4 protein-coding genes are annotated in these 13,083 nt (G+C 63.6%); 2 read left to right on the top strand and 2 right to left on the bottom strand.

Annotated elements, in window-relative coordinates; translation table 11 throughout:
• Positions 1-24: 24 nt before the first annotated feature.
• Positions 25-2,859 carry an insulinase family protein gene (locus VN706_08375; GenBank protein HXT15631.1) on the bottom strand — a complete coding sequence of 945 codons (2,835 nt, stop codon included), beginning with the start codon at positions 2,857-2,859 and terminating at the stop codon, positions 25-27.
• Positions 2,860-2,992: 133 nt separating this feature from the next.
• The gene (locus VN706_08370) at positions 2,993-5,854 is read right to left on the bottom strand and encodes an insulinase family protein (GenBank protein HXT15630.1); all 2,862 of its coding nucleotides are present in this window, start codon (positions 5,852-5,854) and stop codon (positions 2,993-2,995) included.
• A 176-nt stretch (positions 5,855-6,030) separates the two neighbouring features.
• Between VN706_08370 and VN706_08365 the strand changes: the two genes are divergently transcribed.
• Together VN706_08365 and VN706_08360 are read left to right on the top strand one after the other, a co-directional pair.
• Positions 6,031-10,671: a DNA/RNA non-specific endonuclease gene (locus VN706_08365; protein ID HXT15629.1), complete on the top strand. Its 4,641-nt coding sequence runs from the start codon at positions 6,031-6,033 to the stop codon at positions 10,669-10,671.
• Between the two features lie 144 nt (positions 10,672-10,815).
• Positions 10,816-13,053, top strand: coding sequence for a DPP IV N-terminal domain-containing protein (locus VN706_08360; protein HXT15628.1), 2,238 nt, complete (start codon positions 10,816-10,818; stop codon positions 13,051-13,053).
• The last annotated feature ends 30 nt before the right edge of the window (positions 13,054-13,083 follow it).

The following is a 13,083-nucleotide window of genomic DNA, read 5'->3' as shown; positions in this document are numbered from 1 at the left end:
TCGGATACGTTCCACCGCGACACGTTACGGCGTCGGTTTGGTCTCCGGCACCAGCACCACGCGAACGTAGTTTTTCATGTTGAAGAACGTCGCCGCCGCGCGCTGAATGTCGGCCGCGGTGAGGTTCTTGATATTGGCCTCATACGTCGCGAGCGCCTTGGCCACGTCTTCACCGTTCTGATCGCGGGCCGAGATCGACGACACCCAGTAGGCGTTCTGCTTGAGCTCGACCTCGTGCGCGCGGATCATTTGCTCCTTCACCTTGTCGACGTCCGTCTGCGACGGTCCGTGCTTCTGGATCGAATCGACGACGGTGAACAGCGCTTTGGTGAGCGGCTCGACGTTTTCAGGCGACGAGCTGAACATGGCGACAATGTTGTACTGCGGCACCGGCACCTTGTTGCTCGACGACACGATGTTCGGCGAGTAGGTGCCGCTCATCTGCTCGCGCAGCACCTCGATGAGCTTCATGCGCACGACGTCGGTGAGCGCCTGCAGATCGAAGCGCTCCTTGTCGGTGAATTGGATCGGACCCGTGAACGCCACGTACGTGAGCGACTTGGGCTCGGTGCCTTTGCGCACGGTTTTCTCGACGACGCCCGTCGGCGGCCGAATGCCCACGTCCTTCCACGTTTCCTTGCGGTTCGTGCTGGGCAACGTCGCCAGGTATTGCGTGACGAGCGGCTTGAGCGCCGTGGTGTCCACGTTGCCGACGAAGAGGAACGTGAAACCGCTGGCGTCGGCGAACCGGTCGCGGAAGATCGAGTAGGCGCGCTGGGGATTCACTTCGGCAAGCGTCTGCGCGTTGAGCAGCTTGGCGCGCGGATGGTTGTTCTGCATCGTCACCTGGAAGGTGTCTGAGAACGCCACTTCCGGGCTGGCGCTGCGGTTCGCGAAGATCGCGCTGAGCTGATTGAGCATCGCCGTGGTCGCGGCGGTGTCCAGGCGCGGCGCCGTGAACTGGAGATACGCGAGCTGCATGAGCGTTTCCAGATCCTTCGGCGACGCGGTGCCGTTGAAGCCTTCCGTCGCACCGGCGATCATGGGCTGCAGGGAGACGGATTTTCCCGCGAGCTTCTTCTGCAGATCGACGCGGCTGAACGAGCCGACGCCGCTCGCGAACATGAGCTGCGACGCCATGCTTGCCGACATGAGGTCGGCGTCCGGCACCAGCGACGAGCCGCCGGGGCTGTACGCCGTGAAGCGGATTTCATCCGCCTTGAAATCGGTCGGCTTGATGAGGACGCGGGCGCCGTTCGACAGCGTCCACTCGGTGATGCCCACGTCCTTGTCGAGTTTCGTCGAGACGATCTTGCCCGGCGCCGGCAGCTTCGCGACGAGTGGGGCGCTTGAGACGTTCTCGGTATACGCGACGATCGGCGTCTTGCTGGCGCGCTCGATCACCGCCAACAGCTCCGCCTGCGTCGGCACCTTGATACCGTCCTTTTGCGGTGCCTCGGCGATCACGACGCGGTTTTCGTCGGTGATCCACTTGCTGGCCAGCCCGTTCACGTCCTGCAGGCTGATCGTCGGGAGCAGCTGCTGCACCATGGCGTATTCCGCCTCGATGCCCGGCACCGGCTCCTGCTCCAGGAAGTAGGAGACGTACTCGCTGACGATCTGCGCCGACTGCGTCTTGTCTCGCTCGGAGTACGCACGCTCGTAGTTGCGCAGCATGTTCTGCTTGGCGCGGTCGAGCTCCGACTTCAAGAAGCCGTACTGGTCGACGCGGCGTGTTTCCGTCACGAGCGCATCGGCGGCCTTGAGGATGTCATTGTTCTTCGTGAGCGCGTTCAGGTCGAACACGTCGAGCCCGCGGACGAACGACCCTTCGCCGCCGAATGCCTGCGCGAACGGCGCGTCGGGCTTCTGTGACAGTTCGCTAAAGCGCGAATTCAGCATCGACGAGAAGAGGCGGCTCATCAACATGCGGCGGTAGTCGCCGACGGTTCTCGTTTCCTGCTTCGACAACTTGAAGATGAGCTCGACGCTCGTATTCGTCGCTTCCTTGTCGGTCGCGATCGTGACGAGGGGCTCCTTGTTCGCGGGGACGTCGAAGCTGGGTCGCGTGCGCGGATTCTTCGCCGCCGGAATATCGCTGAAATGCTTCTTGATCAGCGCTTCCATCTGCGCGGGATCGAAGTCGCCGACGGCGATCACCGCCTGCTGATCCGGACGATACCAGTCGTTGTAGAAGCGGCGCAGCAGCGCCGGCGTCGACGACATGATGCTTTCCTGCGTCCCGACGACCCAGCGATCCGCGTAGCGCGACCCACGGAACAGCACGGGCCAGAACTGCTGGCGCATGCGGTCGAACGCTCCCTTGCCGAGCCGCCATTCTTCGACGACGACGCCGCGCTCGTTGGCGACCTCGGTCGAGTCGAACAGTTGCCCGTGCGCCCAGTCCTCGAGCACGGTCACGCCTTGTTCGAGAATGCGCATCGTGTCGGTGGGCACCTGCAGCATGTACACCGTTTCGTCGAAGCTGGTATACGCGTTCAAATCGGCGCCGAAGCGAACGCCGATCGACTGCAGATAGTTCACCAGCTCATTCTTCTTGAAGTGCGTCGTTCCGTTGAAGCCCATGTGTTCGATCACGTGCGCCATGCCGCGCTGATCGTCGTCCTCGACGATCGAGCCGGCATTCACCGCCAGCCGCAGCTCAGCCCGCTTCGCCGGATACGAGTTGGCGCGGATGAAGTAGTGCATGCCGTTCGGCAACACTCCCGCGCGAGTCTTGGGATCGATCGTGAGCGTATTGTCATACGCGGGAGCCGACTTGCCGGCTTGCTGCTGGGCGAGCAGCGGGGTCGCCTGGAGCGTGACGACCGCTGCCAGCGATAGAACTTTAACGCGCATACTATGAACACCTGGGTGGGAAAGACCGTCCATTCTTCACCTTTACACGCGAAAACGCAAAGGGGAGCATGGACGCAGAATGGGGGATGCGGCCTCGCATCCCCCATTGAGTACGATGGCGCCCGCAAAAGGTTTACGGCGTCGTTTTCCCGTTCTCTGGGAGCAGAACGAATCGGGCGTAATTCGACGTGTCGAAATACTTCCGCGCCGCGTTCTGGATCGTCGCCGGCGTGATGTCACGAATCATCTGATCGTAGGGTGCAAGGAGCAGCGACAGGTCCTCACCCGCCTGCTGCCACGCCATGATGTTGCCCAGCCAGTATGCGTTCTGCTTGAGATCCACCTCGCGGCTTCGAACGAACGCTTCCTTGACCTTGTTCACGTCGGCCTGCGACGGCGGCGCGCTCTTCAACGAATCGATCAGCGCGAGGACGCTCTTCGTCAGCTTGTCGACGTTTTCGGGGGACGAATTGAACTGAATCTGTATGTCGTACCGCGGCTGCGGCACGCGAGTGCACCCGCCACCCGCGCTCGGCGAATAGGTGCCGCCGAGTTGCTCGCGCAACGTTTCGTTGAGCTTGATCTGGAACAGCTCCATCAACGCGCGGAGCTCGAGACGCGACTTCGGGTTGTAGTCACACGTTCCCGTAAAGTGGAACACCGTGTTCGCCTTCGGTTCGACGCCTTTGCGCACCACTTTTTCGACGACGCCCTTGGGCGGCCCGCCGCCCACGTCGCGGAAGCTTTCCTTGCGACCGATCGACGGCAGCGACGCGACGTAACGTTCGACGAGCGGCTCGAGCGCCGTCGTGTCCACGTTCCCCACGAAGACGAAGGTGAAATCGCTGGCGTCGGCGAAGCGGTCCTTGTAAAACGCTAACGCTTTCTGCGGATCTACCTCGGCGAAGGTGGCCTTGGTGATCGGCCGATCGCGATAGCTATGACTCGCCATCGTCCAGCTGACCGTATCGGCAAAGACCTGGTCGGGATCGGAGCCGCGATTCTCGAGGAACGGCGTCACCTGGTTCTTGAACGCCTGATAGGCCGCGAGGTCGAGCCGCGGCGCCGTGAAGTCCAGATACATGAGCTGGAACATCGTCTCGAGATCTTTCGGTGACGCGCGTCCGCTCAACCCTTCGCTCGTTTCGCTGATCGCCGCGCCGGCCGTGGCCACCTTGCCGGCGAGCTTTTTCTGTAAATCGACGCGACTGAAGTTTCCAAGTCCGCTGAGCGCCACGATGTTCGACGCCAGCTCCGCGGACATGTACGTGCTGTCCGGCGCGAGCGAAGTGCCGCCGACGCTATAGGCGCCCATCAATACTTCGTCCGCCTTGAAGTCCGTCGGCTTGACGAGCACGCGCGCGCCGTTCGAGAGCGTCCATTCCGTGATGCCGACCGCGGGCAATTGGCGGCGTGAAACGATCGTGCCCGGCACGGGCGGTTTCGCGACGAGCGCTTCGTTGGACAGAGTTTCCGTGTACGCCGTCACCTTCGTCTTCGACGCACGATCGAAGACCGCGAGCAGGTCCGCGCGCGTCGGAATCTTCACACTGTCCTTCACCGGCGACTCGGCGAGAATCACGCGGTTCGAGTCGCTGATCCATTTGCTCGCGAGCTTGTTCACGTCGGCGAGCGAGATCGTCGGCACGAGCTCCTGCACGAGCTTGTACTCGTACTCGATGCCGGGAATCGGTTCCTGTTCGAGGTAATTGCTCACGAGCTCCTGCACGAACGCGGCGGATTGTGTCTTGTCGCGTTCGGCGTAGGCGCGTTCGTAGCCGCGAACGAGATTCTCTTTGGCGCGATCGAGCTCCGACTGGAGGAAGCCGAATTCGTCGACCTGCTTCGCCTCGGTCAGCAGCGCCTCGAGTCCCTGCGGAATCGCTCCGTCTTTCACGCTCGCGGCGAGCGTGAATGCGTCCGTCGAGCGGCCGATGAAATTGCCCTTCGATACGCCGGCGTCGAGGAACGGCGCGTTCGGCTTTTGCGCGAGCTCGTCGAGGCGGTTGTTGAACATCGACATGTACAACCGTTCCATCAGATCGCGGCGGTAGTCGCCGACGGTCTTCGTCTTTTCGACCGGCATCTTGAAGATGAGATCGACGTCCGATCCCGTGGCTTCCTTGTCGGACGCGATCGCGATCAGCGGCTCGGTATTTCCGGGAACCGACGGCGAGATGCGCTTCGGCGCGTTCACCGGCTTGGGAATTCCGCCGAAGTGCTTTTTGATCTGCGCTTCGATCACGGCGGGATCGAAGTCACCGACCGCGATCACCGCTTCGAGGTCGGGGCGATACCATGCGTTGTAAAACGAACGGAGGCGTGCCGGGGTCGCGCTCATGATGCTCGCTTCGTTGCCGATCGGCAGGCGATCGGCGTACTTCGAGCCCTTGAGCACGATCGGCAGCCACTGATGCAGCATGCGGTCGCCGGCGCCCTTGCCCAGGCGCCATTCTTCGCGCACGACGCCGCGCTCGTTCGCGACTTCCGTCGAATCGAACGTCTGCCCGTGCGCCCAATCTTCGAGAATCGTGAACGCCTGCTCGACGATGCGTGCCGTGTCGGTGGGGATTGGCAGGATGTACACCGTCTCATCAAATCCTGTTGATGCGTTCAAATCCGCACCGAATCGCACGCCGATCGACTGCAGATACTTGATCAGATCGTTCTTCGCGAAATGCGTGGTGCCGTTGAAGGCGGTGTGCTCCGCGAAATGCGCGAGGCCGAGCTGATTCTCGTTCTCGAGAATCGAGCCGGCATTGACGACGAGCCGCAGCTCGGCGCGCTTTTCCGGCTTCTTGTTCTGACGGATGTAGTAGCGAAGCCCGTTCGGCAGCGTCCCAATGCGGACCCTTGGATCCGTCGGAAGCGGTGTGCTGAGCGCGGGCGCGGTTGCCGCCGTAGCGGTCGTCTTGGACGGGCTCGAAGAGCGCTGCGCGGCCAGGGGCGCGCTCGAGGCGAGCGCGGCAATCAGGAATGTGAGATGTCGGCGCATATTGGGCGATTCGTTACGAAAACAATAGCGCGCCGGTGCGGAAACCGCGCCGACGCGCGTGTAAATCATTATACTTCCGCGCCGCACGAATGCTCCCGATGCCGGGCACGATCGGCGCCGCGGCTCCCCGCTCGCGACTCTCTCCGCGAGTCACTCCCATCCCACCGCCCAATTCGATGCGCTCTCATCACGCACGCAGTGTGTTCACGGCTGTGCTCGGGCTCGCCATTCTCTCGTGCACCGACTCGCCCACGCAACCTCGGTCGGTGTTCAGCCCGTCGAACGGTGCCAGTCGTAACGTCACGGCGACCGCGGGACCAATCGTCATCAGCCAGGTCTATGGCGGCGGCGGCAACAGCGGGGCGACGATCAAGAACGACTTCATCGAGTTGTTCAATCCGGGAACGAGCGACGTCGTCGTCACCGGATGGAGCGTGCAGTACAACTCCGCGACCAGCACCACGCAAGCGTGGCAGGCGACGAATCTGACGGGCACCATTCCCGCCGGCGGCTACTACCTCGTGCAAGAATCACAGGGTGCCGGCGGAACGACTTCGCTGACGCCGGACGCCAGTGGCCCCATTCAGATGAGCGCAACCGCGGGCCGAGTCGTGTTGCGTCAGAGCACGACGCTGCTGACCACGGCGCAGACGTGTCCGACTGATGTCGCCGATGTCATCGACGTCGTCGGGTTCGGTTCGACCCTCTGCTCAGCGCCGTTCAACACCGCGGGGCTCTCGAACACGACCGCGGCGGTGCGAGGCGGGAATGGTTGCACCTATACCGGGTCGCCATCCGCAGACTTCACCGCGCTCGCGCCCAATCCGCGCAACTCAGCGAGCACGCATGTCACGTGCGGCGGCTCCGGCCCGACAGTCACGAGCGTGACGATCACGCTCAACGGTTCGACGGCGATGCTCTCCGGTTCATCGTCGCCTGTGACGGCGCACGCGTTCAATGGAACGCAGGACGTGACGGCGCAGGCCAGCATCACGTGGGCGTCCACGAACAACACCGTCGCCAACTTCGCCACAACGACGGGTGCGTCAAACACGGTCAGCGCGCTCACCGCCGGCACGGCGACGATCAGCGCGTCCGTCGGCGCGATTCACAGCAACACGATCGACCTCACGGTCACCGCGGCGCAGGACCGCTCGAACACCGTGGTGATCAGTCAGATCTACGGCGGCGGTGGCAACACCGGCGCGCCGTACAAGAATGATTTCATCGAGCTGTTCAACACGACGAGCGCTCCGATCGACGTGACCGGATGGAGCGTCCAGTACTCCTCGTCCGGGAACGCGTCGTGGTCCACCACGCCGCTCACCGGTGTGATTCCGCCGCGCACCTACTACCTCGTGCAGGAAGCCGCCGGCAACAGCACCACCGCCGCCGATCTTCCGACGCCCGACATCATCGCGGGCACCGGCACCACCCTTTCGATGAGCGGCACGAACGGCAAAGTCGTTCTCTCGCAGACAACGACGCCGATGAACACGGCATGCCCCTCCGGCGTGCTGGTGGTCGACTTCGTGCCCTACGGCAGCGGATCCACCTGCGCGAATGCGACGCCGAACGTCTCGAACTCGACGTCCGCCATGCGTCTGAACGGTGGCTGTCTCAACACGCAGAACCCGGCGGCAGACTTCACGATCGTTCCCGTGAGCCCGCGCAACAGCACGAGCTCACGTCAGACGTGTGCCGTCGGCGCGTTCGATCACGTCACGGTGTCGGGCAACGGCTCAGTGCTCGCCGGCTCGACGACGCAACTCTCCGCAAAGGCGTTCGACGTCAACGGCGACGTCATTGCGCCGACGACGTTCACGTGGACGACGAATGACGCGTCGATCGCCACCGTCAACGCGACGGGTCTCGTCACCGGCGTCACTGCGGGCGGCACGCCGGCCACCATCAGCGCGGCGGCAACCGTCGCGGGCGTGTCTAAGACAGGCACACTCGACGTCGCCGTGAACAACCCCGGCGGCATCAACTGGCTCGACGTCAGCTACTCCGCCGACAGCATGCCGGCTGGCTTCCAGGCGCAGATCTTCCTCACCGCGCGAGAACAAAGCGGCGGCACGATCATCCCCGCGACGTTCGTCGTCACTACGATCGACGATCCCGTGATTGCCACCGGCATCGCCACGGGGAGCGGACCGGTGGTTCAGGGCGTCGCGGCGCCGACAGTGCCAGGCACCCGACCGCGCCTCAAGATCACGGCGACACCGGTCGGCGGCGGTACGCCATACGTCTTTACCACAGGAACCTCGACGTCGATACCGATCGAAGTCGGCACCGCCGCGTCGCCGAGCATCTACGCGAAAAACGACGAATTCGGTGATCCGACGCCTGCGAGCGCCGGTAACCCGAACGACTTTCTCATTCAGCGCTCGCAGTACGTGTTGTCGTACAACACCTCGCACGGTACGCCGAACTGGGTGTCGTACGAGCTCGATCACCGTCAGCGTCCCGGCTCGGTCGATCGCTGCAACTGCTTCACGGCTGAGCCGTTGCTGCCGGCGAACAAACAGATCTTCACCACCGACTACACCGGCGGCGGCTACGATCGCGGCCACATGACGCGCTCGGCCGATCGCACGGCGGCGCAGATCGACAACGCCGAGACGTTCATTCTTTCGAACGTCGTGCCACAGACAGCGGAGTTGAACGAAGCCACCTGGGCACACTTCGAGAACATCCTTGGCGACTCGGCGGATGCGGGGCGCGCGGTGTACATCATCACCGGTCCACTCTATAGCCGCACGCATGGCCTCGCCTTCCTTCGCGATTCAGGCAAGGTCGCGATTCCCGACAGCACGTGGAAAGTCGCGCTCGTCGGCCCGATGAACGGCGTGCCGTTCACGCTCTCGAGCATCCAGACCTGGGATGATCTCGCGGGTGTGTCCGTCGTCGCGGTGAACATGCCGAACACGCACACGATCGCGAACCTCACGCAACCGGACCTGAACGACTGGAAGAACTACGTCACGACGGTGCACAGCATCGAAGCGGCGACGGGCTTCAACTTCCTCTCGGCGCTGCCGGCGAATTTCCAGTTCGCGCTCGAAGCCGGCGATCACGCGCCGGTGCCATCATTCGCGATGACGGGCGTCGCGAACGAAGGCAGCCCCCTCACGTTCGATGCGTCGGCGACCACCGATCCCGACCTAGGTCGCACCGACATGGAGCGCACCGAAGCGCTCTCGTACTCCTGGCACTTCAGTGACGGGAGCGTCGCGAGCGGCAAAGTCGTGACGAAGACGTTCGCCGATAACGGTCCGTTCACGGCATCGCTCACGGTCACGGATGCATACGGCTGGGAGCGCACGACGATGCAAACGGTGACCGTCGCCAATGTCGCGCCGAGCGCGACATTCATCATGCCGTCTCCCGCGCCGGTGCTCGAAGGCGCGATGTTCACGCTCTCGATGACCGGCGCTACCGATGCCTCGATGGTCGACGCGGCCGCGCTGACGTTCGCGTTCGATTGTGGCACCGGCACCTATGGAGCCGCGACGTCGAGCGCCTCGGTGAACTGCGTGGTGCAGGACAACGGCGCGTCGACGGTGCGCGCGAAGGTGATCGACAAGGACGGCGCGTTCACCGAGTACACCGGCTCGTTCACAACCACGAACGTAGCGCCCACCGCCACGTTCGCCGTTCCGAACGCGCCTGCCGAGGGATCGCCGTTCACGATTGCGTTGAACAATGCGGCGGATCCGTCGCCCGTCGATGCCGCGCATCTCAGTTTCGCGTTCGACTGCGGCAAGGGGTACGGTACCGCGAGCGCCAATGCGAGCGCGTCGTGCATCGTCGACGACAATGGCGACGCCATCGTGCATGGCAAAGTCATGGACAAGGACGGTGGCGTGACGGAATACGCTGCGACGGTGCATGTCGTCAACGCGCCGCCGACGGCCGTCTTCACGGCCCCGGCGACGGTGAACGAAGGCGCCGCGATCGCGTTGAGCGTGGGCAACGTCACCGATCCGTCGACCGCTGACGCGGAAGCAGGCTTCACGTTCGCGTTCGACTGCGGTACTGGATTTGGCGCGGCGTCCTCGAACGCGAGCACGACATGCTCGACGACAGACAACGGCCCGCGCACGGTGCGCGCGCAGGTCACGGACAAGGACGGCGGCTCGACGATCTACACCGCGACGGTGCAGGTGCTCAACGTCGCGCCGACGGTCACGTTCACGACGCTCACCGGCGCGACGACCTTGACGGTGCAGTCGGGAGATCCGGTCGCCGCGACGGGCACCTTCACCGATCCGGGTCCGGATTCGCCGTGGCACGCATCGGTGAATTGGGGCGACGGTACGAGCAATCAACCGATTCCTTCGTCGTTCACCGTCTCGGGCGCGAAGATGCTCGCCGGAACGACCTACATGACCGCGGGCAGCTACGCGTCGGTGCTCAGCGTCACGGACAAGGATGGCGGCATCGGGACGGCGACGATCAACGTCACGGTCACGCGCCGCAACATCCGCGGCGAGGCGATTCCGGACAAGATCAAGCTCGACGATCGTGGCAATGACAATGTCGACATCGTGCTGTACAGCGACGTCATCGCGCACATGTCGGACATCGACGCGGCCTCGGTGCGCATTGGCACTGTGGGACTCGCCACGAACGGGGACGGCAGTCTGCATTACAACGTCGAAGGCAACAGCGGCAAGGTGAAGCTCACCTTCGATCGTCAGGCGCTCATCGGGGCCGGCTTGATCACCTCGACGACCACGACCCTCGACGTGATGGCGAATCTCGGCAGCGGGCTGCAGCTCGTGTCGCACGTGCCGGTGAGCACAAAGTAATTACGCCATCGAAGCTGCCCCGAACGGGCCGCCGGCGTCGCGCCGGCGGCCCGTTTTGCGTCTGACAGGGCGCAGCCGCGGCGGTTGCCGGGCTTCGGGCGACGACCCAAGTTTCGAGTCGCCCTCCGCTCTCACGAGGATTTGATGCAACGTCGCTTTTTCGCGATCGCCGCTGCGGCTGCTTCCGCCGCGGCCACGATCGCTCCCGCCCTCTCGGCCCAACGCACCGTCACGAGCGCCGACTACGCGCGCGCCGAACGTTGGATGAGCTACAACGTAAATCCGCTGATCACCGGCGGCGTCATTCGGCCGAATTGGCTGCCCGACGATCGCCTGTGGTTTCGCAACACCACCTCGACGGGCAATGAGCTCGTGCTGCTCGAGCCGGCGACGGCGCTGCGCAAGCGCTGCGACAACGTTCCGGATCGCTGCGGCCTGCCCGCTGATTCCGGCAATGCCTTCGGTGGACGCGGCGGCCGCGGCGGAGGTCGTGGTGGCCGGGGCGGAGCCGCTGCCCGCGCGCCCGAGACGATGTCGCCGGATGGCCGATACGGCGCGTTCATCCGGAATTGGAATCTGTGGGTACACGACACCCAGACTGGCCAGGACACGCAGCTCACGCGCGACGGCGTGACCGATTTCGGCTACGCGACCGACAACGCGGGCTGGACGAGCAGCGATCGCGCGTTGCTCGTATGGTCGGCTGACTCGAAGAAGATCGCGACGTTCCAGCAGGATCAACGGAACGTCGGCGAGATGTATCTCGTTCGCACGCAGGTTGGACACCCGACGCTGAGCGCGTGGAAGTATCCGCTGCCCGGCGACAGCGTGGTGACGATGATTCAGCGCGTGATCATCGATTTGAGCGGCGGCGCGTCGGCGGCGCGCACCATTCGCCTCCAGATGCCGCCCGACGAGCATCGCTCCACGCTGTGCGACCACATCGCGTGTCGCGGCGGCGATTGGACGGACGTCGAGTGGTATCCCGATGGGTCGAAGCTCGCGTTCGTGTCGACGTCGCGCGATCACAAGCGTGAAGTGCTCCGCGTCGCCGACGCCGGAACCGGCGCCGTGCGCGACGTGTTACAGGAAACCGTTGCCACGCAGTACGAGTCGGGCAACGGCCGCGCGAACTGGCAGATCCTGCCCGCTTCGAACGAAGTAATCTGGTTCTCTGAACGCGACAACTGGGGCCAGCTGTATCTCTACGATCTGACGACGGGCAAACTGAAGCGGCAGATCACGACGGGCGAAGGAAACGTCACGCAGCTGCTTCGAATCGACGACAAGAATCGCACGCTCTACTTCCAGGGCGTCGGCAAGGAGCCGGGTCACGATCCCTATTTCCGTCATTTTTATAAAATTGGAATGGACGGGAACGGATTGACACTGCTGACGCCGGAAAATGCCGACCACGACGTGTCGCTCTCGCCAAGTGGCAAGTTTTTTGTCGACAACTACTCGACGCCGAACGTTCCGCCGACGTCCGTGCTGCGTGACGCGAACGGCAAGTTGATCGCGATGCTCGGCAAGGTCGACATTTCGCGCCTCACCGCGGAAGGCTGGAAGCCGCCGATGCCGATCACCGTCAAGGCGCGCGACGGCAAGACGGATCTCTATGGCTTGATGTACACGCCGACGACGCTCGATTCGACGAAGAAATATCCGATCGTCAATCACATCTACCCCGGACCGCAGACCGGCTCCGTTGGCGGCCGCTCATTCAACGCCGCGCGCGGCGATGCGCAGTCGCTGGCGGACCTTGGCTTCGTCGTCGTGGAGATCGACGGCATGGGCACGCCGTGGCGCTCGAAGGCGTTCCACGATGCGTATTACGGGAACATGGGCGACAACACGCTGCCCGATCAGATCGCGGGCATGCGCGAGCTCGCGCGTCGCTACAAGTGGATCGACATCGACCGCGCCGGGATTTACGGACACTCGGGCGGCGGCTTCGCCACCGCCGACGCGATGTTCCGGTATCCGGACTTCTTCAAGGTCGGCATTTCCGAATCCGGCAACCACGACAACCGCGAGTACGAAGACGACTGGGGCGAACGCTATGAGGGTTTGCTCAAGGCCGGCAACTACGACGATCAGGCGAATCAGAATCTGGCGAAGAACCTGAAGGGCAAGCTGCTTCTGGCGCATGGGACCATGGACAACAACGTACCGCCGTACAACACGTTCCTCGTCGTCGACGCGCTCATCAAGGCGAACAAGGATTTCGATCTCCTCATGCTGCCGAATCAGCCGCACGGCTACGGCGCGGAGTCGAACTACATGACGCGCCGCCGCTGGGACTACTTCGTCAAGAATCTTCTCGGCGTGCAGCCGCCCAAGGAGTATGAGGTGGGTCCCAAGGCGCGCGTGACTCCGTAACGCGAAGGACGAAGGGCGAAGGGCGAAGGG

Source organism: Gemmatimonadaceae bacterium, from assembly GCA_035606695.1.
In the GTDB taxonomy this organism is placed as follows: Bacteria; Gemmatimonadota; Gemmatimonadetes; order Gemmatimonadales; family Gemmatimonadaceae; genus JAQBQB01.
Note: the sequence above shows the minus strand (reverse complement) of the source record. Positions and strands in the feature narration are given on the sequence as shown.

Bases quoted from the DNA above. Each gene is read 5' to 3' on its own strand.
- VN706_08375 (HXT15631.1), bottom strand. From the start codon at position 2,859: ATGCGCGTTAAAGTTCTATCGCTGGCAGCGGTCGTCACGCTCCAGGCG.
- VN706_08370 (HXT15630.1), bottom strand. From the start codon at position 5,854: ATGCGCCGACATCTCACATTCCTGATTGCCGCGCTCGCCTCGAGCGCG.
- VN706_08365 (HXT15629.1), top strand. From the start codon at position 6,031: ATGCGCTCTCATCACGCACGCAGTGTGTTCACGGCTGTGCTCGGGCTC.
- VN706_08360 (HXT15628.1), top strand. From the start codon at position 10,816: ATGCAACGTCGCTTTTTCGCGATCGCCGCTGCGGCTGCTTCCGCCGCG.